At 65.5% G+C, this 21,401-nt stretch carries 20 protein-coding genes; 13 read left to right on the top strand and 7 right to left on the bottom strand.

The window, feature by feature from the left end; genetic code table 11:
* The first annotated feature begins 72 nt into the window (after positions 1 to 72).
* From BLT08_RS13360 to BLT08_RS23630, 6 genes are all read left to right on the top strand, one after another.
* Positions 73 to 1,641 (top strand): outer membrane protein assembly factor BamB family protein, encoded by a 1,569-nt coding sequence (locus tag BLT08_RS13360; RefSeq protein WP_090308146.1) that lies wholly within the window; start codon positions 73 to 75, stop codon positions 1,639 to 1,641.
* 135 nt (positions 1,642 to 1,776) lie between these two features.
* A complete protein-coding gene (locus BLT08_RS13355; RefSeq protein WP_090308143.1) occupies positions 1,777 to 2,955 on the top strand; it encodes a 60S ribosomal export protein NMD3 in 1,179 nt (392 codons plus the stop codon).
* The gene (locus tag BLT08_RS13350) at positions 2,948 to 4,168 is read left to right on the top strand and encodes a class I SAM-dependent methyltransferase (RefSeq protein WP_090308140.1); all 1,221 of its coding nucleotides are present in this window, start codon (positions 2,948 to 2,950) and stop codon (positions 4,166 to 4,168) included. The genes BLT08_RS13355 and BLT08_RS13350 overlap by 8 nt, the downstream gene beginning before the upstream one ends.
* A 332-nt stretch (positions 4,169 to 4,500) precedes the next feature.
* Entirely contained in the window at positions 4,501 to 7,980 is a 3,480-nt protein-coding gene (locus BLT08_RS13345) for a S8 family serine peptidase (RefSeq protein WP_245724218.1), read from the top strand.
* 100 nt (positions 7,981 to 8,080) lie between these two features.
* On the top strand, positions 8,081 to 8,968 hold the full coding sequence (locus BLT08_RS13340) for a hypothetical protein (protein WP_090308135.1): 888 nt from the start codon (positions 8,081 to 8,083) through the stop codon (positions 8,966 to 8,968).
* A gap of 135 nt (positions 8,969 to 9,103) precedes the next feature.
* Positions 9,104 to 9,226: a hypothetical protein gene (locus tag BLT08_RS23630; protein ID WP_281245270.1), complete on the top strand. Its 123-nt coding sequence runs from the start codon at positions 9,104 to 9,106 to the stop codon at positions 9,224 to 9,226.
* A 95-nt stretch (positions 9,227 to 9,321) separates the two neighbouring features.
* On the opposite strand, the gene BLT08_RS13335 is transcribed toward BLT08_RS23630, so the two are convergent.
* Both BLT08_RS13335 and BLT08_RS13330 read right to left on the bottom strand, forming a co-directional pair.
* Positions 9,322 to 11,163 (bottom strand): helicase C-terminal domain-containing protein, encoded by a 1,842-nt coding sequence (locus BLT08_RS13335; protein ID WP_090308132.1) that lies wholly within the window; start codon positions 11,161 to 11,163, stop codon positions 9,322 to 9,324.
* A 417-nt stretch (positions 11,164 to 11,580) separates the two neighbouring features.
* Positions 11,581 to 11,820 carry a DUF7561 family protein gene (locus BLT08_RS13330; RefSeq protein ID WP_006092570.1) on the bottom strand — a complete coding sequence of 80 codons (240 nt, stop codon included), beginning with the start codon at positions 11,818 to 11,820 and terminating at the stop codon, positions 11,581 to 11,583.
* A 94-nt stretch (positions 11,821 to 11,914) separates the two neighbouring features.
* Between BLT08_RS13330 and BLT08_RS13325 the strand changes: the two genes are divergently transcribed.
* The gene (locus BLT08_RS13325) at positions 11,915 to 12,922 is read left to right on the top strand and encodes a YkgJ family cysteine cluster protein (RefSeq protein ID WP_090308126.1); all 1,008 of its coding nucleotides are present in this window, start codon (positions 11,915 to 11,917) and stop codon (positions 12,920 to 12,922) included.
* Positions 12,923 to 13,066: 144 nt separating this feature from the next.
* Here the strand turns inward: BLT08_RS13325 and BLT08_RS23050 are convergent, their stop codons facing one another.
* The gene (locus tag BLT08_RS23050) at positions 13,067 to 13,240 is read right to left on the bottom strand and encodes a DUF5786 family protein (protein WP_245724217.1); all 174 of its coding nucleotides are present in this window, start codon (positions 13,238 to 13,240) and stop codon (positions 13,067 to 13,069) included.
* A gap of 142 nt (positions 13,241 to 13,382) precedes the next feature.
* Here BLT08_RS23050 and BLT08_RS13320 point away from each other — a divergent pair, with 142 nt between their 5' ends.
* The 3 genes from BLT08_RS13320 (at position 13,383) to BLT08_RS13310 (ending at position 16,692) form a co-directional block, all read left to right on the top strand.
* The gene (locus BLT08_RS13320) at positions 13,383 to 14,390 is read left to right on the top strand and encodes a DUF5784 family protein (protein ID WP_090308120.1); all 1,008 of its coding nucleotides are present in this window, start codon (positions 13,383 to 13,385) and stop codon (positions 14,388 to 14,390) included.
* A gap of 103 nt (positions 14,391 to 14,493) precedes the next feature.
* Positions 14,494 to 15,555 carry a zinc-dependent alcohol dehydrogenase family protein gene (locus BLT08_RS13315; protein WP_090308117.1) on the top strand — a complete coding sequence of 354 codons (1,062 nt, stop codon included), beginning with the start codon at positions 14,494 to 14,496 and terminating at the stop codon, positions 15,553 to 15,555.
* A 126-nt stretch (positions 15,556 to 15,681) separates the two neighbouring features.
* Positions 15,682 to 16,692 (top strand): hypothetical protein, encoded by a 1,011-nt coding sequence (locus tag BLT08_RS13310; protein WP_090308115.1) that lies wholly within the window; start codon positions 15,682 to 15,684, stop codon positions 16,690 to 16,692.
* Between the two features lie 220 nt (positions 16,693 to 16,912).
* On the opposite strand, the gene BLT08_RS13305 is transcribed toward BLT08_RS13310, so the two are convergent.
* Positions 16,913 to 17,200 carry a DUF5789 family protein gene (locus tag BLT08_RS13305; RefSeq protein ID WP_090308111.1) on the bottom strand — a complete coding sequence of 96 codons (288 nt, stop codon included), beginning with the start codon at positions 17,198 to 17,200 and terminating at the stop codon, positions 16,913 to 16,915.
* 168 nt (positions 17,201 to 17,368) lie between these two features.
* Here BLT08_RS13305 and BLT08_RS13300 point away from each other — a divergent pair, with 168 nt between their 5' ends.
* Positions 17,369 to 18,151, top strand: coding sequence for a PHP domain-containing protein (locus BLT08_RS13300; RefSeq protein ID WP_090308107.1), 783 nt, complete (start codon positions 17,369 to 17,371; stop codon positions 18,149 to 18,151).
* Positions 18,152 to 18,212: 61 nt separating this feature from the next.
* Positions 18,213 to 18,377, top strand: coding sequence for a DUF6757 family protein (locus BLT08_RS23045; RefSeq protein WP_006092578.1), 165 nt, complete (start codon positions 18,213 to 18,215; stop codon positions 18,375 to 18,377).
* Positions 18,378 to 18,436: 59 nt separating this feature from the next.
* On the opposite strand, the gene BLT08_RS13295 is transcribed toward BLT08_RS23045, so the two are convergent.
* The 3 genes from BLT08_RS13295 to BLT08_RS23625 all read right to left on the bottom strand — a co-directional run bounded on the left by BLT08_RS13295 (position 18,437) and on the right by BLT08_RS23625 (position 20,189).
* Positions 18,437 to 18,760 (bottom strand): 4Fe-4S dicluster domain-containing protein, encoded by a 324-nt coding sequence (locus BLT08_RS13295; protein WP_090308104.1) that lies wholly within the window; start codon positions 18,758 to 18,760, stop codon positions 18,437 to 18,439.
* 162 nt (positions 18,761 to 18,922) lie between these two features.
* On the bottom strand, positions 18,923 to 19,723 hold the full coding sequence (locus BLT08_RS13290) for a TrmB family transcriptional regulator (protein ID WP_090308099.1): 801 nt from the start codon (positions 19,721 to 19,723) through the stop codon (positions 18,923 to 18,925).
* A 334-nt stretch (positions 19,724 to 20,057) separates the two neighbouring features.
* Positions 20,058 to 20,189, bottom strand: coding sequence for a hypothetical protein (locus tag BLT08_RS23625; protein WP_281245269.1), 132 nt, complete (start codon positions 20,187 to 20,189; stop codon positions 20,058 to 20,060).
* A 143-nt stretch (positions 20,190 to 20,332) separates the two neighbouring features.
* Here BLT08_RS23625 and BLT08_RS13285 point away from each other — a divergent pair, with 143 nt between their 5' ends.
* Positions 20,333 to 21,355, top strand: a complete 1,023-nt coding sequence (locus BLT08_RS13285) for an asparaginase (RefSeq protein ID WP_090308096.1) — start codon at positions 20,333 to 20,335, stop codon at positions 21,353 to 21,355.
* The last annotated feature ends 46 nt before the right edge of the window (positions 21,356 to 21,401 follow it).

Raw genomic sequence — 21,401 nt, 5'->3', positions numbered from 1 at the left:
CAGCGGGAGTGCGGTCGCAACGGTGCTATCGAAACGGTAGCCAAGAGGTCACGCATCCGAGGTCTCGCCGTCATGGTCGAACACGATAGACGAGACGTCCTGAAGTACACCGGCCTCACGGCGATGGGCGGCCTGCTCTCGACCGGCGTCGCAGCCGCCGACGAGGCCCGATCGACACCGCTCGAGGAATCCCCCGGCTGGTCGTCACTGGGCGGAAACCCGGGGAACAATCCGGTCGTTCCCGCAGGGTCCGACCCGGAGCCGCCGGTGACTGTCGCCTGGGAGTACGACCACGGTGGTCCCGTGGCGGTGGTCGACGACACCGTCTATCTGACGGCCGACGGTGAAGTCCACGCGCTCGACGCCGCGGACGGAACGCTCGAGTGGAAGACGGAAAACATCGGTGCGACCGGAACGCCTGCGGTAACGGCCGACCTCGTGTACGTCGGCGGCGAACGGCTGACACAGCTCAAGCGCGACGACGGCGAGATCTGCTGTCAGTCCGATCTCGGGTACGACGAGGCGATTCCGTCGCCCGTCATCGCGAACGACCGGGTGTTCGTCGTCGCCGACGGCGTGCTGTACGCCGTGGACGCCCACGACAACGATGAACGATGGCAGTTCGAACCGGACGGCGACCCGCTGTACGAGCAGCCCGTCGCCGTCGGCGGCGGTGCCGTCTTCGCCGTCAGCGAATCGCGAGCGTTCGCGCTCGAACTCGAGGACGGTACCGTTCGCTGGGCCGACGAGGAGCCGGTCGGCGACGACGAGCACAGTCGGTTCATGGAGCCGAATCCGCGCCAGACGAGTTCCCCCGTCGCGACCGACGACGTCGTGGCGATCGGCAGCGCGGACACGGACGAGAACTCGATGTGGCCGCTCGGGTACACGACGCTATACGACGTCGAAACCGGCGAGCAACGCGCGAGCAGCGAACGCAACCCGTTCGATCCGGGTCCGATCACCGACGGCAGGTTCTACGGTCTCGACTCGCACAAGGGGACGGGCTACGACCGGGAAACGGGTGAGGAGGTCTGGAACGCCGAAGTAAACACGTACCGCGTGCCTTCGATGGCCGTCGGCGACGGGATCGTGTACGCGGGGCTGACGATCGACGGCATGGGATACGATCCCGACGACGTTCCCGAGGAAATCGACGGCGTGTACGCCCTCGACGCCGAAACCGGCGAAATCGAGTGGTCCGTCGGAACGAACGAGATCCCGTCGATTGCGATCGCCGACGAAACGATCTACGCCAGTTCCGAGACGCTGGTCGCCATCCGTTCCGAGGGCGACGATCGCCCCGATGGGTCCGACGAAGAGGATCAAACCGACGACGGCGATGATGCCGACGGCAGCGACGATACCGACGACAGTGGTGAGGACGCGCCTGCTGAGGATGAGAACAGCGACGGCGGCGACGATACGAACGAGTCGACCACCGGCGACACGGACGAACCGGATGTCGACGACGCGGACGATGGCAACGCGAGCGACGACGAATCGGGAACCGATAACGGAGCGGAAGATACCGAAGAGGCAGTACCCGGCTTCACCACGGGTGCAGGCGTCGTGAGCGGTGCAGCGGCGCTCGAGTGGCTCCGCCGCCGGAACGGGAGCGCGGACGACGCGGCGAAGTAACCCGCACCGTCGCTGACGCCGTCGGTTGGATTTCAGTCTCCCCTCACGCGACCGTCGTCTCCCGTCCGGCATCGCTCGAGCGAGCGCAACGCACAGAGCGCGTCGTTTAACTCTCTCACCCACCAATCGGCGATAATGAGTGATTCTCGCGCGTTCTGTCCCCGGTGTGGGGACCCCGTTCCCGAGCGATCGGCCGAGGAGACCGACGCCGCGGATCCGCTGCGGCCGGGTGCGGAAGTAGAGCTCTGTGACGCCTGTTACTTCGACGACTTCGACTTCGTGGACGTGCCGGATCGGATCGACGTTCGCGTCTGTGCCACCTGCGGGGCCGTCTACCGCGGAAATCGGTGGGTCGACGTGGGCGCACAGGATTACACCGACGTCGCCATCGAGGAGGTCAGCGAGGCCCTCTCCGTTCACGTCGACGTCGACGACGTCGCCTGGCAGGTCGAACCCGAGCAGATCGATCCGAACACGATCCGGATGCACTGTTACTTCACGGGCGTCGTGCGCGGAACCCCGGTCGAAGAGCAGGTGACGGTCCCGGTCAGAATCGCGCGCCAGACGTGCACCCGCTGCGGGCGCATCGCCGGCGACTACTACGCCAGCATCGTCCAGATTCGGGCCGAGGACCGAACGCCGACGAGCGAGGAGATCGAGCGAGCGAAGGTGATCGCGAACCAGATCGTCGCCGACATGGAGGAGACGGGAGACCGCAACGCCTTCGTCACGGAGACGACAGAGACCGACGACGGCCTGAACATCAAGGTCTCGACCAACAAGATCGGGAAGAAGATCTCGAACAAGATGGTCGAGGAGTTCGGCGGCACCGTCAACGACGCCGAAACGCTCGTCACCGAGGACTCCGACGGCAACGAGGTCTACCGAGTGACGTTCGCCGTTCGACTGCCGCCGTACAGACCCGGCGAGATCATCGAACTCGACGACGACGATGGGGGACCGGTGATCGTCCGCAGCGCCCGCGGCAATCTCAAGGGCATCCGCGCGACGACCGGCGAGCGCTACGAAGCGAGCTACGAGGAGGGGAACTCCCCCGACGCGCGCAGACTCGGCGACCTCGAGGACGCCGTCGAGACCACGGTCGTCACCATCGAGGACGAGAACGCCGTGCAGGTGCTCGATCCCGAAACGTATCGGGCGAAGACCGTCGCTCGACCGGACTACTTCGATCCCGACGCGGAGACCGTCCCCGTCTTGAAGAGCCGCGCCGGACTGCACATCCTTCCCGATCCGGACGGCGATTCTGAGATCGAACGCGACGGGCCGTACGATCCCTACGGAAACGATGCCTGAGGACGACCCGACGCCCGAGGAGGGTCCGACGACCGTCGACGACGTCCTCGAGCGGGCGCAAGCCGACGCGCCCCTCGCCGCCATCGTCGAAAAGCCGCGCGCCGAAACCGCCATCGAGTCGCTTCGAGCCGAAGGCGTCTACGACGATTCGAGGCGCGTGCGCGAAGAGCGAGGGCGAAGCGGAGGGACGCCCTCGGATCGAACGGGGAGTGAAACGACCCGTGAGCGCGGGGACGGGTCCGACACGATCGCACTCCCCATCACCGAGCCGCCGACGGAGACCGACGTCCTCGAGGTCGTCCGCCAGCTCGAGCCCGAGCCCCGCAACCGGGACCTCGAGGACCTGCTCGCCGACCGCGGCTGGAGCGATTCGGAACTCGAATCGGTTCCGGGCTCGTGGGCCGTGATCGGCTCGGTGATCCTCGTGACCGTTCCAGCGGGCTGTCCAAACGAGCAAGCCCTCGGCGAGGCGCTGCTCGAACTCCACGGCGAGGCCGACAGCGTGCTGGCCGACGAGGGGATCGCGAACGACGGCGATGCGGGCACCCACCGCGAGCCGCGAACGCGCCTGCTGGCGGGCGAACGCGACACCGAGACTATCCACACCGAGCACGGAACCAGGTACGGACTCGACCCCGCGACGGTGATGTTCTCGCCCGGAAATCAAGCTGAGCGCGCCCGAATGGGAGCCGTCGTTGCGGACGGCGAGCGCGTCTTCGACATGTTCGCCGGCATCGGCTACTTCACCCTCCCGATGGCCCGCGCCGGGGCGCGGGTGACGGCGAGCGAGATCAACCCGACCGCGTTTCGCTACCTGCTCGAGAACGCCGTGCTGAACGACGTCGGCGACCGAGTCGACGCCTACATGACCGACTGCCGGGATCTCGCGAGCGAACTCGAGGTCGATCGGGTCGTGATGGGGTACTACGGGAGTGCCGACGCCGAAGTCACCGGCGCGGACGGCGACGAGCACGGCACGCGAACCGACGAAGCCCACGAGTTCCTCCCGACGGCGCTCGAGGCGCTCGTTCCCGGCGGCGTCGTCCACTATCACGAGGCGACGCCGACGTCGCGACTGTGGGACCGGCCGATGGATCGGCTCGAGACGGCGGTCGCCGACGCCGGACGAACGCTCGACGTACTCGACCGACGGCGCGTGAAGAGCCACAGTGCGGGGGTCGAACACGTCGTCCTCGACGTCCGGGTCGAATAGCGATAATCGACGTTTAGGCCGATTCTGAACGGAATTTTGGAGATACGTGATCTGTTTCGAGAGCGATCGCCGCGATCGACCAGCCGTACTCGAGGCCGGTACGGCCACAAGTATCTCCGCCGAATTGCTAAGTTAAATACTATTATAATATTGTAATTAATCTTGCGACACTATTCTCCAGTAGACAACAGTAGTTTTTACTTATTAAATTTAGGTTCGGATTAAGACCGTGGTCTGCCACAGCAAACGGCAGAATCACCGACTAATACATGAGCAGACAACGATCGAAATCGACGCTCCGACGGAGCATAGTTGTCGTATTTGCGCTGTTAATGGTTACGTCACTCCCGGCAATGGCGGGGGCCGGGACGCTCGACGGGACATCGGCAGCCGACGACCAACTCGACGATGTCGAACTGGCAGGGGACCGGATCGACGAGGCGCTGCACGAGGCAGACGGAACCACGGAGATGGTGGTTCGGTTCGAGAGCGCCGACGTCGCCGCCTCGGCGAGTACGGCGGACGCCATCGGCGAGTTGCAACAACACGCCCAAGCAACGCAGACCGACACAGTCCGGTGGGCCGCAGAGACGGACGGTGTCGATTACGTCAACCGGTTCTGGATCGCGAACGCGGTCCTCCTCGAGGTCGATACCACGCAGGTGTCGCCCGAGGAAGTGCTGCGGTACACCGGTGCCGAGTCGATCCACGCGAACTTCGACGTGGAAACGATGGGTGAGCGAGACGACAGCGACGCCAGTACGGACGGCGAGTCAGCGGATGAACCGTCGGCGGAGCCGACGAACGAAAGCGTCACGTACGGTCTCGATATGATCAACGCGACCGAGGTCTGGGACGAACACGGAACCCAGGGTGAGGGCGCAGGTGTCGCGGTCCTCGATACGGGCGTCGACACCGACCATCCCGACCTCGAGATCGACGACGGAAACTGGATCGAGTTCGACGGGAACGGCGAGCCGGTCGACAGCGACCCCAACGACGGAAACGGCCACGGAACGCACGTGAGCGGAACCGTCGTCGGACCGGACGATCCCGACGGTGACGTTCCCGCCTACGGCGTCGCCCCCGGGGCCGAACTCTACCACGGAAAGGTTCTCGACGACGCTGGCGGCGGAACGTTCGCGCAGATCATCGCTGGGATGGAGTGGGCCGTCGACGACACTGACGCCGACATCGTCACGATGAGTCTCGGCGTGGACGGCTACGACGACGAGATGGTCGAGCCCTCCGAAAACGCTCGAGACGCCGGCGTCGTGCTGGTTTCGTCGATCGGAAACAGCGGTCAGGGAGTCAGCGGAGCCCCCGGAAACATCTACCCCAACGTCGCGAGCGGTGCCGTCGACGAAGACGCACAGGTCGCGTCGTTCTCGAGCGGCGAACTCGTCGAGACGGAGAGCGCGTATCCGGACGCACCGGACTACTGGCCCGACGAGTACGTCGTGCCGGACGCAGCGGCACCCGGTGTCGAGGTGCTGAGCGCGGTCCCCGGCGGTGGCTACGACGGGACCTACTCCGGAACCTCGATGTCCGCGCCACACAAAGCCGGCGCCTTTGCGCTGATGGTCGCCGCCTCCAGCGGTGACGCCGACCGCGAACTGCTGTACGATGCGATGGAAGAAACCGCCTGGCAACCGGATCACGCTCCCGACGAGGATCCGAACACCGAGTACGGACACGGGATCATCGACGTCGCCGCCGCGACCGACCTGGTCGCACTCGACAGCGGCGTCAACGGCACCGTCACCGACGACGACGGCGTTCCGATCGAGGGCGCAACCGTCGATCTCGATGACGGCGGGAGCACCACGACCGATGCAGACGGCCAGTATCACCTGATCGCCGCCGAAGGCGAGTACACCGTGACCGCCGACGCGTTCGGCTACGAGAGTGCGAGTTCCGACGTGACGGTCGAAGCGGAGGAAGTCACCGTCCAGGAGTTCGAACTCGCCGACGGACTCGACGTCGAACTGATCGACGAACAGCCCGACGGCGTCGAAGGCGGTGACGCGGTCGACGTGACCCTCGACGTCGCGAACGCCGAGACGGTAACCGTTGATTTCGATGGCGAGTACGAAACCGACGACGCGACCCTGTTCGTCGAGGGTGAGGAAGTCGAGTTCGGCGAGTCAGTCGACCTCGGCGGTCCCGTTACCGACGAACTGACGATCACCGTCGAAACGACCGCGGACACCGACGGCGAGTTCTCGCTCGAGCACACCGTCACGGGACTCGACGACGAGGCGGTCGTCACCACCGGTCCGACGACGGTGTTCGAGGAGTACGTTCCCGTCGCCGTCGTCGACGACAGCAACACGCACGGTGCCGACGTCGCAGCGACCCTCGAGGAGTCGCTGCCACCGATGTACGCGCCGACCGTCGTCGACGCCGAAGAGGCGATGAACGGCTACGACGCAATCGTCGTCCAGCAGATAGACGAGGCGAACGCCGAGGCGTTCATCGACGCTACCGACGACGCGGCTACCGGCGTCGTCTACCTCGACCAATGGGGTGAGGAGAGCAACGCGATTCCGGTTCACTCCGAGCTCACGGGTGAGCCGAGCGCCACGTTCCAGGACGACTTCGTCACGCCGCCGATCGGCTACGAACTGACGTCGACGCACGACATCTTCGACGGTGTCGGCGACGATGGCGACAGCGTCGACCTCCACACTGCGGCGTTCGGCGACCACACCTGGTTCGACGACACCGAGTTCGACGTGCTGGCGGAGACCGCCATAACCGGAACCGACACGACGGTCGGCGACGGGTTCGCCGTCGACGAACGGAGCGCCACGGTTCTGGCATCGAACCTGGGGTACACTACGTTCGTCGGTGACGGCGACTACACCGACGACGCCGATACGATTCTGGCGAACGCCGTCGAATACCTCCAGACGGATCTCGGAACCGGCTTCCAGGTCGACATCACGGACACCAACGAGCCGGTGATCGAAGGCGACGAACTGACCGTCGGCGCCACCGTGAGTAACGTCGACGCCGAGAACGAGACGCAAACCGTGGCGCTCTCCGACTTCGAAGGCAACGAGGTCGACAGTACGACGGTCGAACTCGAAGAGGGTGAAACGACGGCGATCACGCTGACGTGGGAGACCAACGTCAGTGACGCCGGAACGGCCCCCGTTACGGTTGCAAGCGACGACGACGCCGCTTCCAGCAACGTGACGATCATCGAACAGCCGGACGGTCTGCTGACGTTCGGTGAGGGCGATCACATCGGAACGATCGGCGAGACGACGACCGTCGAGATCAACACGTCCGCCGATGCCGTCGCCGGATACGAGACGCAGGTGCAGTTCGATCCGGACGTCGTACAGGTCACCGACATCGAGGGTGTCGACTTCGCCGACCCCGTGACGAACGTCGACAACGACAACGGGACGTTCTCGATCGCACAGGCGCAAGCCAGCGACGAATCGGCCCCGACGCTCGCCGAAGTCGAGTTCGAATTCGTCAACGAGAGCGACGGCGACTCCGCACTGGCGTTCGACGAGGCGAACACCTACCTCAACGACGAACACGGCGAGCTCGACATCCTGCCGATCGACGGCACGATTTCGACGGCCTGGCCCGGCGACGTCAACGCCGACGGGGAAGTCAACGCCTACGACGTGACGCTCACCCAGCAGTATCTCGCCGGCGACGAACCGACCGATACGTTCCACGAGTCGATCGCCGACATGAACGGAAACGGGCAGGTCGACGCCGGTGACGTCACGCTCATCCTCGAAGAGATCGTCGCTGCCCACGGCGCAGACGCACTCGAGGCATAGCCAGAAAACACACCCACATCGCCACGAGGCGATTTTTGTCCTGAAGCGTATCGAACGGAAGCGTATCGAACGGAACCGATTTGCACACCAGATCAACACAATGACAGATACGAGATCACTGAAGCGACTATTCGTCCTCGTCATGGTGGTCGTCCTCGCGACGACGGCGATGGCGGCTGGCGCACACGCAACGACCGCCGACGGCGGCTCACACGGCGAACTGACGACGACCGGCGCGGACGGTACGCTGGCGCTCGAGGTGACCGACTCGAGCGACGACACCGTCACCGTCACAGTGTCGTCCACTGCCGCGGACAGCGCCGGCTTTCAGGCGAACCTGAGCTACGCACCGACCGACACGAGCGTCGAGAGCGTCGAGTTCGAAGAGTTAGGGGGCGTCAGCTACCACTCCGACGACTCCGACACCGGGCACGTGTTCCTGACCCAGTCGAACGTCGGCTCGGAGAGCGTCGACGAACCGACGCTCGCGACGGTGACGATGACCGTCGGCGACGACGGGCTATCGGGGCTCGAGTTCGTCGACGGCGATTCGTTGGTCACGGACGGTGACGGCGAAGTCATCGGCGAAACCGACGACTCATCAGCGGGCGAGACGGCCCCGAGTAGCGGCGGAAGCGGTGGTGTCGGCGACGGAACCGACGGTAACACGAATGCGACCGAAACCGAGAGCGATGAGACAGCGGACGGTGACGAAAGCGGTGTCGACGATACCGCCGGAGGCGGTGAAACAGACACCGACGATGGAGACGGCGCGGATGACACTGACGACACGGACGACGACACCGACAGCAGTGACGACAACAGCGACGACGAGACCGACGCCGACGACGGAGAGAGCGCAGACGACGAAAACGGCGCGGACGACGCCGACGATAGTGACGGACTGCCGGGCTTCGGTCTCGCCCTCACGATCGGAACGGTGCTCGCCGTACTAGTCGGCGTAACCGTCCGTCAGCGCCGACGCTGATACTGTCTGTTGTAAGCCATTTCCGATAGGACCGCAACCGTCCTGCGGTCCCACCGGTACATCGGTACAGCAACCCGTACGAATCGCCTCCTCCTCTCTCGTCGGGTTCAGACCGCTCCTCGGCCGAGACCGGGCGTGACATTCATAACGGCGGGGAGAATTGAACTACGTATGGACAAGAACCAGTTCATCGCGCTCGGCTTCGCGTTCCTCATGATCACCTCCATGATCGCGTGGGGCGCACTCGCCGCGTTCTGAGTGCATCGCGTTCGCCGTCCAGCCAGTCGAGAAGGCGCCCGACGGAAGGGACGACCCGAAACGACACTCGGTTCTCGAGCGATGAACGCCTATTTCTAGCCGTCCGTGTCCCAGACGTCGGCCAGCGGACTCGAGGACGATGAGCCGCGACCCGACCGTCGGGAACGCGAGCGGTTCCGCGACCGTTCGTCCGTCGTCGAGGTGCCGGTCTCGCTCGTTGCCGACGTCGTGTTACCCCCGCCAGCACCACCGCTGTCGGCGAGCGCCGCCTGCGGCTGGAACTCGGGTAAGTCCGGTTCCGAGAGCCGATCGACCTGTTCTTCGAACCAGTCGGGCATGTCCGTGCGTGCGCGCTCGAAGAGGTCGAGCAGGCTCGAGTCCGCGAGATACGTCGCCCCGTAGTCGTCCGGCGCGCGGACGACGCGGCCACAGCCCTGGATGATGGTTCGCAAGGCGGTACGGTAGTACCAGGCCCACTGGCCCTCCTCGAGTCGGTGGGCGACCCGCGAGTCCCCTGTGTTGAGGAACGGCGCCTTACAGAGCACCTGCCACCGACAGAGATCGCCTTTGAGGTCGAGCGCTTCCTCCATCTTCACCGAGAGAAAGACGTCGGGATCGTCGCTCGCTTTCCAGGCGTCGAGTGCGGCGTCGCGGCCGTCCCGATCGTGGGTCCGGACGCGGTCGCCGACGCCGAAGTCGGAGAGCATGTCGGCGAGTCGCTCCTGAATGTCGTAGGAGTGGGCGTGGACCAGCCCCTTTTCGTCGGGATGGTGTTGCATGAGCCGAACGATCGTCCGGGCGATCTTCGGCGTCGTCTCCGATCGGTGCTCGTAGGTCATCTTCCCCTGCGTAACGTCGTACAGCGGCCGATTTTCGACCGGGAACGTGTGCTCGACGTCGACCAGCGCGACGTTCTCCGGATTCAGCCCGACCTGTCGGCAGAAGGCGTCCTTGTTCAGAATCGTCGCCGACAGCAGCGCGAACTTGTTGCCGCGGTCCCAGACCGTGTGCTTGAGGTACTTCTCGGGACTCATCGGCTTGATCGTGAGGGGGCCGCCCGCGGGCTCGTCGTCGTCGGCGCGGCTCTCGACGCGGGCGCTCGAGGGCTCGGATTGGTCGACCAGCCACGTCGTCGGACTCTCCGGATCGCGGTAGTCCGAGACGAACCAGTCGAGTTCGCCGATGAGTTCCTGGAGGCGGTCGCGCTCGCGCACCTCCGCGGGCGACAGCGAGTCCTGAGAGAGCAGGTCGTCCTTCCGGCGGCCGCAGATCTGAGCGAGGTTCTCCGCGTAACGGACGGCGCGATCGAGGGAGTCGATCTCGGGGACGCGGAGCTCGTCCCAGAACGGGACGGTCCGCGGTCCAAGTTGGATGGTCGCGTACATCTCGGCCCACTGGGCGAGCCCGTGGGCCTCGTCGATGACAACGACGTCGCGCGTACGAAACACCTCGCTACCCGCAGTCTGCATGAAGTAGGCGAGCGTCATCGCTGCGATCGACCGGTTCGAAGCGATCGCTCGATCCGAAAAGTACGGACAGCGGTGTTTGACCGAACAGTCGTAGCCCCGTTCGCGGACGCAGGGGGCCTGATTGACCGGCGTGTTGCGCTCGTCCGGCAGGATACAGCTGTAGTTCGATTTCCCGCGGATGACGTTCAGGTCCGACAGCAGGTCGTCGGCCGCGACGTCGTCCAACTGCGAGACCTGCGGCGTCGTGTAGTAGGCCCCCGTCGCGTCGCTGGGGTCGCTATCCTCGACGTGGCGTGCACAGCCGGCGACGGCTCGCGCGAGCAGGGACTTGCCGCTACCCGTCGGCGCGCGAACTAAGACGACGTCGTTGCCGGCCGCGAACGCGTCGCGAATGTCTCGGAGGGCTTGCTCCTGGGTCCCGCGGTAGCTCGGCGCGGGGAACTCCTCGAAGATCCGCTCGGGATTCACCGTTCGACTCACGGACCGGCCGCGTCCTAAAGGCACCGAACCGTTTCGCGAATCGACGACGGGCGTCCGGACGGAGATGAAGGAGGAGACTCGAGACGGGCCGGGAACGGAGTGCCTACCGGCCGATAGCCGGACGATTACGAATACGATGTCGACCCTCGAACAGGGTACGGAAGATCGGTTCGCGAGGCGTATCGCGGTCACTCGGCCCGCGCGGCGCTTCGCTCGTGGCGTTCGACTCCCACCTTCCGCGTGCGCCAGACGATGGCGCAGTGGTCGTGGCTCACGCGACGACGGTGGTCGGTCGGCGAACGGCTCCGCTCGCGGGGCTCTGCATCGCGCTCATATCACGTACCAGCGCCGGCCGGCCGCGACTCCGCTCGATTTTTTGGCCGATCTCTCGACCCGCAGTCGCGACTACGCGGCGCGAAGCCGCGAGGTCTCCTCGTCGACTTGCTCGAGTCGGTCGACGTCCTCGGCGGTCGGCTCGTCGGGGATCACCTCGATACAGGGGTAACACAGCAGGTGCGCCGTTCCGTCCGCGAGCTCGAGCGTCATCGCGGTCCCCTCGCCGCCGTCGCCGAACGTCCAGAGGTTGGCGATGCCGCCGGCGACCGTGACCGTCCGGCCGCAGCCGTCACAGGAGTCCCGTGCCATACCCACCGCTGGGTGCCGAACGGTGAAAGTCGTTCCCCCGGACCGGTCTCGTGCCGGTGAACAGTATATACGTCACGTCGTGCTACCGTCGGTCATGGAGGTGAACTGCGAGGGCTGTGCCGGCTGTTGTCTGAACTGGCGACCGTTTCAGGGGTCCGAAACGGACGGGACGGCCCGTCGACGCCGACGCGCCCGACTCGAGACCGACGCCGACGGCGACGCTAGCGAGACGCGAGTCCCCTTCGACGACGATACGAACTTCGTCGCCCTGACTCGAGACGAAGTCCGATCGTTTCTCGAGGCGGGGATGGCCCCCGCGCTGACGCCGCGATTCTGGCGGGCTCGAGACGCGGGCGAAGGAGTCGAGATCGACGGCTACAGCGTCGCCGCCGTCGCCGGCCGCCCGGTCTTCTTCGTCGGCCTTCGAAAACCGCCGAAGCCGGTCGCTCCCTTCGACCGTGAGGAACCCACGTGGCTCCCGGCCTGCGTCTTCCTCGACCCCGAGACGCTGCAGTGTCGCATCCACGGCGACGACCGATTCCCCGACGAGTGTGGGTCCTATCCCGCACACAACCTCGCGCTCGAGCAGGAGACCGAGTGCGAGCGCGTCGAAGCCGCCTTTGGCGGTCGGCGCCTACTCGAGGACGACGTACCCGAGGACCTCGACGGACTGCTGCTCGGCACGCAGGCCCTCGGCGCGAAGCTCTTCGCCCACCCGCGACCCGAGGATCTCGAGGGGGTCATCGACCGGACGGCTGCCGGAGCGCTAACGAGCGAGGATCGCGCGGAGTGTCTCGCCGTCGCCGCGGCCTCGAGCCCCGGCACGCTGGTGACCTCCGACTATCACTACGACTGGGGGAAAGAGCGGGCCCTCGACGCGGCAGGTGCCGACGGCGATTCGGCCGACGGCTCCGGCGACACGCGCGGTTCGGCCGATGGTTCCGACGACACTCGCGTCGAATCGTGGGTCGGTCCGGCGATCCGAGAGTGGGAACGGCGACGCCGAGCCGCGGACGGGACGGTCCCCGACTCGGCTATCGCCGCCGACGTCGAGGAGGGCCGCGGTGCGCCGACGACGCCGGGCTGGGACGCCCGCAAGTGACACGATGGACCCACGCTGGGATGCCCTCGAGTGACGCGGCGAAGCCGGACTTGCAGCTCTCGACCCCCTGCGACCGGCTTACGCGATACTGCGAGATGGCCGTCGCTCGCGGCGATGAGAACGGGGAGAACGAACGCCGCGGTGTCAGTCCGACTTCATCCGTTCGAACTGATCGAGCAGTTCCTCGGCTGACTCGCCGGAATCGTACTCGACTTTACCGTGATAGATCGTCCGCTCGTCGTCGAAATCGGTGTCGACCTTCGAGGCTTGCTGCTCGCGGCGCTCGTGTTCTTCTTCGTCATAGGCACCCATTGACATAGTAAGTACACACATGTTGGTGACTGCCATACATTAATGTAACGGTCCCTCACCCCAATCTCTCCTCTCCGGGGAGAACGATCCCCGCTCGAGTTCCGCGCAGACACGTAACACGTATGGACTCCCACACCGAAATGAGGGTGTGGCACGGCCGCTTCGCTTTCGGTATTCGCCCTCGGCGTGGAGCGAACAGAACGTCCGACAGAAGATTCTGCAGCCGCTTCGATCGAACATCGGAGCGCGTGCAGTCCCGCCGCGATTCGAGATCGGCGCCGACTGGGAGACGCATCGCTTCGAGATGCAAAACGGCGACATCGCACTCTTCGCGCGAAACGACGACGAAGCCTACTGGATGGGGAACACCGAAACGCCCTCCTCGCTGTGGCGAACTGACAAGTTCGGCTGGCGGGAAGTTCCCTACCACGTCTCCCGGTGGACCCAGCGCGAACTGCTCACGACGCTCCACGAGGAGGACCCGTGGCTCGCCGACTACCCGCATCTCTCGTGGTACTTCCTGCCGGTCTTCATGTCGAAAGACGGCCGCGAGTCGACGCGAGCCTTCTTCCGCGAGCACGCCGCCGGCTTCCCCGACGCCGGACGACGCGAGACGACGCGTTTCTTCGAGGACTTCTTCAAGACCGGTGTCCTCGACGAGTACCGACACGTCATGTCCGGCAAGTTGGGGACCAGCGATCACGTCGACCGCGTCCGCATGAGCGCCTCGATGGGCGAGTTCATCGCCGCGAAGATCCTCAGCGATGCCGGCTACGACGTCGTCCCCGAAATCGAGGTCACGACCGGGCACTCGCTGGATTTCCGGGCCGAAGACGAAACGACCAACGTCCTCGTCGAAGTGACCCGACCGCAACCGCCGGCGAACCGGGCGGCGTCGGGTCCCGTCGCCGCCGTTCGCGACACCGCCGAGACCAAGACCAACGGCCAACTCGCCGAACACGGCGGCGGCGCCGTCCTCTTCGTCGACTGCTCGAGTTTTCGCGACGACGCCTGGAACGCCGTCCGCGGCGAGCAACCCGACGTCCGACACCGCCCCGCCGTCGTCTATCGCGCCCGCCCGAACGGCCACGTCGAAGGCTACCAGAAGGGATCGGTCCCGCTGGACCTCGAGAACGCGATCGACCTGCTGAACTGACGCGAGGGACGGTACCGCTCTCGACGCATTCTCTCGAGTACGAGTCTCATCGATCTGTGAGTGTAGAGACACGTATTTGGTGTGCGGTATCAACCAACATAGTATGCGAGCCGCAGTACTCGAGGAACACGGCGAACCGCTCTCGATCGAAGACGTCGACGCACCGGATCCGGATCCCGAAGGGGCAGTCGTCGAAGTCGAAGCCTGCGGCGTCTGTCGGAGCGACTGGCACGGCTGGCAGGGCGACTGGGAGTGGCTCGATCTCGAGACGCCGATCGGACAGATTCTCGGCCACGAACCGGCCGGTCGGGTCGTCGCCGTCGGCGACGAGGTCGAGAGCGTCAGCGAAGGCGATCACGTCGCCGTTCCGTTCAACCTCGGCGACGGAAGCTGTCGACGCTGTCAGCGCGGACACTCCAACATCTGTGAGAACGTGATGCCGCTGGGGTTCGTCGAACAAGTGCAGGGAGCCTTCGCCGAAGAACTCCACGTTCCGGTCGCCGACCACAATCTGGTCCAGCTGCCGGACGGCGTCTCGTCGGTCGACATGGCCGGACTCGGCTGCCGGTTCATGACCTCGTTCCACGCGCTGGCCCACCGCGCCGACGTGGGTGCGGGCGACTGGGTCGCCGTCCACGGCTGTGGCGGCGTCGGCCTCTCGGCGGTCCACATCGCCGACGCGCTCGGCGCGAACGTCATCGCGGTCGACCTGACGGACGACAAACTCGAGAAAGCCCGCGAACTCGGCGCCGTCGAAGGCGTCAACGCCGCCGACGTCGAGGACGTACCCGGGGAAGTGCAGGCGATCACGGACGGCGGCGCGAACGTCTCGATGGACGCCCTCGGCATCGCGACGACCTGTCAGAACTCAGTGCTCAGCCTCGACGCCCACGGCCAGCACATCCAGGTCGGACTCACGACCCAAGAAGAACAGGGGATGGTCCACCTGCCAACCGACGCGATGACGATGCAGGAGATCGAGTTCATCGGCTCGCTGGGCATGCCGCCGACGCGCTACGACGAGATCTTCCGGATGGTCTCGACGGGCAAACTCGAGCCCGAGAAGGTCGTCTCGGAGACGATCGGACTCGAGGACGTCAGCGACAAACTCGCGGCGATGACCGACTACGAGACGGTCGGCATTCCGGTCATCGACGAGTTCTGAGCGGCGGGTAGGTGCCCCGTTCGGCGGGGGCCGACGGTCGGGACGGCTGCAGCTATCTCCTTCACTGATAGTCACGTGGTACCGAGTAGCACGTTTATCTCCATACCCGGCGAAGTAATACTCCCCATGAAGGGTGAATACGACTCCAGAGACGCTGGTTTAGCATCGATTACGCCGGGGATCGATCGGCGACGGCTGTTGCAGATACTGGGTGCGGGCGCCGCACTGACGCTGGGACCGAACGCGGTCGCTGCCGGTTCCACACCGGAGCACGAGGCGGTTCCCCCGGACCAGTCCGATGACGGAATCCACCCCGTTTTCGGCTTCGCGGCGCTCGCCATGAACGTCGATCCGCCGGTCGAACCGGATCACGTCGTCGACGCGATGATCCGACCCCGCGAGGATCACGAGATTCCGGAGTTCTTCTTCGAGCCGACGGGGCTGTACGTCGAGCCGGGCGACACCGTCCAGTTCAGACTCGTCACGCCGCACCACACCGTGACGGCGTACCATCCCGCACAGGGACAACTGCCGCGGGTTCCGGACGACGTCCCGCCGTTTTCCTCGCCGGTGTTGCCGGTGAACGCTTACTGGCTCTACACGTTCGAGCAGCCGGGCGTGTACGACATGCACTGCGGTCCGCACGAGATCTTCGGCCACGTGATGCGGATCGTCGCGGGCGAGGCGACGGGCCCCGGTGCGGAACCGGTTCCCGAACCCGAAGCGATGGCCGAACCGAACGGCGATGACGGAGAGATGGCCGACGAAAACGGGCCTCACCAACACGGCGACGGCCACGAGGACGGCCCGCACGACCACGGGAACGGGCCTCACCAACACGGCGACGACCACGGGGACGGCCCGCACGAACACGGGAACGGGCCTCACCAACACGGCGACGGCCACGGGAACGGGTCGAACGGCGACGGAACAGAGCCTGGCGAGGACGACGCGGAGCCCGACGACGACGCGGGACCACCGGACGACGCGGAGGGGGAGGGTCCCGAACTCCGACCTCCGGTCGGCGCCGCGCTGACCGTCCTCGGCGACTCGGCGCTCGACCCCGAGCGAATCGTCGAGGAGGAGACGGTCTCTTGGGAGGAGATCGACGACGCGAACAAGGAGCTCGTGCTCTGAAACGCGCGTCCGAACCGTCGAAGCTCTCCGACGCGTTCACGAAGCGGACGAGACCGTGCAAAGCGCTGTGCAATTCGCCGGCTCTCGGTCGGGCAGTCGCACGCGAAACGCAACCCTATCGTACGAGGGCGGTAGGGCTCTCCAGTTTGAGATCGTCGCAGGGAGTTGGAACTGAGCGAGCGGCGAGAGCGAGAAGCCGGCGCAAAAAATCGTCGAACGGTTAGAACGAAACGGCGTCGGGCGCGTACGGGCTGCCGACCGGGGTCGGATCGCGGTCGCTGTAGCCGACGCGGCCGACGGCCTTGTCGCTCACGGCGCTGTAGACGGCGAATCGGGCCTCCTCCGGGGACTCGAAGGTCTCGGACTCGAGGCGGGCGAGTACATCCGCGACCGTCTCGGACCCGTTTGGAAGTTCGAGGGTTCGATCGCCGTACTGATCGATCATCTCCTCGGTCGTGGCGGGATACTCGTGGTCGTCGATGACGTCGCCGGTGCCATTGAGCAGCATTACACGCTAACTACTGTGAACGATAATTATAAACATTGTCCATATACGTTCTCTAGCCCCACCGTAGACCTAGAGGTCCTAGATGTTCATTATAGATCGTGTGTTACCGTCTCTCGGAGACCGGCGGAAGAAACGACTTTACGAGCCCCGGCCCTCGACTCGAGTGATATGCCGTACGCCGATTTACACGTCCACACGACGCGCTCGGACGGGAGCCTCGAACTCGAGGAGGTACCGGCCGCCGCCAACCGAGCGGGCGTTGACGTCGTCGCGGTAACGGACCACGATCGGGTGCAGCCGTTCGACGAGCCCGTGGTCGAGCGCGAGGGTGTGACCCTCGTCAGCGGGATCGAACTCCGCGTCGAGACGCCCCACGGCGAGCGCGTCGACCTGCTGGGGTACGGCGTCGAGTCGACCGGCGATCTCGAGGGAGTGGTCGACCGAATCCAAGCGAATCGGGTCGAACGGGGGCAGGCGATCGTCGACTGCGTCGAGACGCGACTCGGCGTCGATCTCGGCGTCACAGTCGACGACGGGTTCGGCCGACCGCACGTCGCGCGGGCGATCGCCAACCATCCCGACGTCGAGTACGGCTACGAGGACGCGTTCGATCGGCTCATCGGCTACGGCGACCCCTGTTTCGTGCCGCGTGACGTGCCCACCTTCGAGCAGGGGTTGGCGGCGCTCACCGCGTCGTGTCGGCTCGTCTCGCTGGCTCATCCGCTGCGCTATCGTGATCCCGACGCCGCGCTCGCGCTGACGGCCGATCCCGACCTCGAGGCCGTCGAGTTACACTACCCCTACGGACACGCCGACATCGATCGCAGTCTCGTCGAGCAGGCGATCGAGCGCAACGATCTGCTGGTGACCGGCGGAACCGACGCACACGACCGCGAACTCGGGATCGACGGTCTCTCGCGGCACGAATACGAGCGGTTAGCGTTGTCGTAACGACGACACAATCTTGGCCGATAGCGGAGGGTTCAATGCATCGTGGTGCCAAGGCGCGAGTATGAACTGCCACTACTGTGACCGCGAGGCCGCCTTCGCCGCCGAGTCCGAAGGCCTCAAGGTCGGTCTCTGCGAGGACCACTTCCGCGAGCGCCTCCAAGAGCTCGCGGAAGCCGACGGGCTGGAGACGTTGAAGGAGAAAGTCGACGTCGATCGAGCCGAATAGCTCACACTCCTCTTACGGACGGTTCGCAGTACTCCGCCGAACCGGACGACGCGGTCGATTCAGGCCGTTCGACCGGCGTCTACGTCGATCGCGTCGACCGGACAGACGTCTACACAGAGCATACAATCGATGCACTGGGCCTCCTTCGCGGGATCGGCCTTCTCCTCGCTCTCGGGGTGGCCCGGGGTGTCGACCCACTCGAAGACGTCGACGGGACAGTCCTCGAGACAGGCACCGTCGGCGATACAGAGGTCGAAATCGACGGCAACGTGGGTGCCGTGGATGCCGAGTTCCTCCGGTTCGTCGACGGGACCCCAGACGGCGTGCCCGTTGTGTTCGTCGACTTTCTCGCGATTCTCGGTAAACTGTGGGTCTATGGCCATTGCTAGCAGACTGAAACGGGCGGCTGACACTTAAAAGTATACACCTGCCGAGCACTGAGAAGGGCGGGCCGCATCGATGTCGGGCGCTCAGTGCTGGGAAGCACACGCTGACGAACGCGTTTCGACGAACGCACAGCCGTCCGCTCGCCGGACGTATCCGCGTTAGTCCTCCGGCATCCGGCTCCCGTCGCGTCCCACGATCCGGTCGTCGAGCAGTTCTCGCATCCAGACGGCCAGGCCGTGATCGCGGCCGTAGGTCCAGACGGCCATCTCGTGGACCACGTCGGGGAGATCGCTCTCCGTGACTCCGCTGGCGACGATGGCCCGCTGGTCGACCATGAGAAGCTGTCCGGGCCACTCCGAGTACACCTCGTTCGTCGACTGCAGGTCTTCGGCCACGACAACGTCCGCACCCGGAATCCGCTCGGTGAACGCCTCGTGATCGTCTTCGGTCGGAACTTCGACGTAGACGGACACACCGCGATCGGCGGCGGCCTGCAAGCTGTCGAGAATCGACTGATCGGCCACCTCGGTCGCCGGGAGGAGATAGTGGACCGACTCCTCGGCGTCCTCGAGAAACGTGACGACCCGCTCGCTGACGTGTTCTTTCTGCGAGATCGCCCACATCCCCTCGTCGTCGCGAGACTCCGGCTCCTCGAGTTGGCCGAGCGCGTTCTCGGCCGCGTTGATCCGGGAGTCGTAATCCTCGCGGATGCGCCGACACGCCGTCTCGACCGAGACGGCCTTGTACTCGCGGGGCTCGGTCTGCTGGACGTCGACCAGCCCCTTCTTCTCGAGCCGTTCGATCGTGTCGTACACGCGCGAGCGAGGAACGTCCGCGACCTGACTGATTTCCTTCGCGGTCCCCGTCGAGAGACGGGTGAGCGCCACGAAACAGCGGGCTTCGTACTGCGTCAATCCGAGTTCGGTGAGCGTCTTGACCGCTTCCTCGGCGTTGGACACGGTCGAGATAGGACGATGACTCACGAAAAGGCGCGGCTTTCTCCCGCCGTGTCCGCCGAGAGATCAGTCGAAAACGGTGAACGAGGTACTGCCACAGGGACAGCCGTCGGCGCTCCCGATCGGTCGAACCTCGTCCGAACCGAGCCAGACCGCTAACGCCCTACCACAGTGTTCACATCGCGCCGCGCCCTTCCGCCGTGACTGTGCTGTCATCGCCCGAGTTACTCCGCCGGATCGTATAAGCAGATTGCGAGTTCGTGTGAAGTGGGTGGTAACGTGCTCCGACTGTAACAACAGTCCGAACCTGTCCCGTCCTCGAGGGGCTAACCGTGAGTCAGTAGCCGAGCGAGAGCGCGCGGTTCGCGACGAGTGCGACGAACACCGGCACGAGCAACCCGGTAGGAACGCCGAAGGCGAACTCCCCAACCGAAGCGGTCGGCGAAGCGTCCGATCGGCTACTCGTCACCGATCACGGTCGCTGAGGTACTGCGTCCGGCAGCGGCTGCCTCGAGATTTCGGAGCCCCTTATCGTCCCGTCACGCGCGACGGTCACGTCGATCGGTCGGCCGAACCGGACAGACACTTCCGCTCTCGCGTTTACGAACGGGTATGCAGCCTCACGTCCGAATCGTCAGCACCGGCGGAACGATCGCGAGTACCTCGAGCGAGGACGACGTCGGAAAGACACCCTCGGTATCCGGCGACGACCTGGTCGACGCCGTCCCGGAGATCGCCGACCACGCCGAGATCGACGTCGACGACATCTGTCAGGTTTCGGGATTCCAGATGACGTTCGAGAACGCGGGGGAGATCGTCGACGCGGTCGAACGCGCCGCGAGCGAGGGCGCCGTCGGCGTCGTCGTCACCCACGGTACCGACACGATGGCCGAGTCCGCCTACTACGCCGACGTGGCCGTCGACGCCGAAATTCCGGTCGTCTTTACGGGCGCACAGCGACCGTTCGACCAGTTGGGCACGGACGGACCGACGAATCTGTTGACGGCCGTCCGAGCCTCGGCACACGACCGGTTTCGGGAGACGGGTGGTAGCTACCTCGCGTTCAACGACAGCGTCCACGCCGCTCGATGGGTCGTCAAGGGACACACGAGTACACTCGAGACGTTCGACTCGCCCAGCGCAGGCCCGATCGCGGAACGCACGCCGAACGGGGTTCGATTCCTGCGGGAACCGGGCCGCTACTCGGCACCCATGCCGGGCGCGCGCGTCGATCCCGAGGTTCGCGTCGAACTCGTGACGAACGCGATGGGCGTCGACGGCCGACAGATCGAACGCGCACTCGAGTCGGACGCGGGCGTCGATGCGATCGTCGTCGCGGGAACCGGGCTCGGAAACGCGACCGGCGAACTCGGCGCGGCGCTCGAGCGGGCGATCGACCGCGGCGTGCCCGTCGTGCTCACCTCGCGCTGTTACGCCGGGGCGACCGCCGGACTGTACGGCGGTTCCGGCGGCGCGAAGACGCTGCTCGAGGCGGGCGCGATCAGGGGCGGCGACCTCCCCGCCTGGAAGGCCAGAGTGAGAACCGCACTGGCGGTGTCGGCGGCTGGCGACGAGACACCGAGCGCGACCGAACCGGTTCGGGACGCGTTCGAAGACGTCGATTCAGTCGTGTGAGTTGGCCGATCCGTAGGCGTTCACACCGCGTTTCGACGGGTCGCCG

It is taken from the genome of Natronorubrum texcoconense, assembly GCF_900100335.1.
Classification (GTDB): domain Archaea; phylum Halobacteriota; class Halobacteria; order Halobacteriales; family Natrialbaceae; genus Natronorubrum; species Natronorubrum texcoconense.
This window is presented reverse-complemented; position numbering and strand designations above follow the sequence as displayed.

Coding starts and splice junctions, on each gene's coding strand:
- BLT08_RS13360 (WP_090308146.1), top strand. CDS start 73: ATGGTCGAACACGATAGACGAGACGTCCTGAAGTACACCGGCCTCACG.
- BLT08_RS13330 (WP_006092570.1), bottom strand. CDS start 11,820: ATGGCACGGGACTCCTGTGACGGCTGCGGCCGGACGGTCACGGTCGCC.
- BLT08_RS13305 (WP_090308111.1), bottom strand. CDS start 17,200: ATGCTGCTCAATGGCACCGGCGACGTCATCGACGACCACGAGTATCCC.
- BLT08_RS13325 (WP_090308126.1), top strand. CDS start 11,915: ATGGAGGTGAACTGCGAGGGCTGTGCCGGCTGTTGTCTGAACTGGCGA.
- BLT08_RS23045 (WP_006092578.1), top strand. CDS start 18,213: ATGAACTGCCACTACTGTGACCGCGAGGCCGCCTTCGCCGCCGAGTCC.
- BLT08_RS13355 (WP_090308143.1), top strand. CDS start 1,777: ATGAGTGATTCTCGCGCGTTCTGTCCCCGGTGTGGGGACCCCGTTCCC.
- BLT08_RS13310 (WP_090308115.1), top strand. CDS start 15,682: ATGAAGGGTGAATACGACTCCAGAGACGCTGGTTTAGCATCGATTACG.
- BLT08_RS13285 (WP_090308096.1), top strand. CDS start 20,333: ATGCAGCCTCACGTCCGAATCGTCAGCACCGGCGGAACGATCGCGAGT.
- BLT08_RS13295 (WP_090308104.1), bottom strand. CDS start 18,760: ATGGCCATAGACCCACAGTTTACCGAGAATCGCGAGAAAGTCGACGAA.
- BLT08_RS13315 (WP_090308117.1), top strand. CDS start 14,494: ATGCGAGCCGCAGTACTCGAGGAACACGGCGAACCGCTCTCGATCGAA.
- BLT08_RS13300 (WP_090308107.1), top strand. CDS start 17,369: ATGCCGTACGCCGATTTACACGTCCACACGACGCGCTCGGACGGGAGC.
- BLT08_RS23050 (WP_245724217.1), bottom strand. CDS start 13,240: ATGTCAATGGGTGCCTATGACGAAGAAGAACACGAGCGCCGCGAGCAG.
- BLT08_RS13350 (WP_090308140.1), top strand. CDS start 2,948: ATGCCTGAGGACGACCCGACGCCCGAGGAGGGTCCGACGACCGTCGAC.
- BLT08_RS13345 (WP_245724218.1), top strand. CDS start 4,501: ATGGTTACGTCACTCCCGGCAATGGCGGGGGCCGGGACGCTCGACGGG.
- BLT08_RS13340 (WP_090308135.1), top strand. CDS start 8,081: ATGACAGATACGAGATCACTGAAGCGACTATTCGTCCTCGTCATGGTG.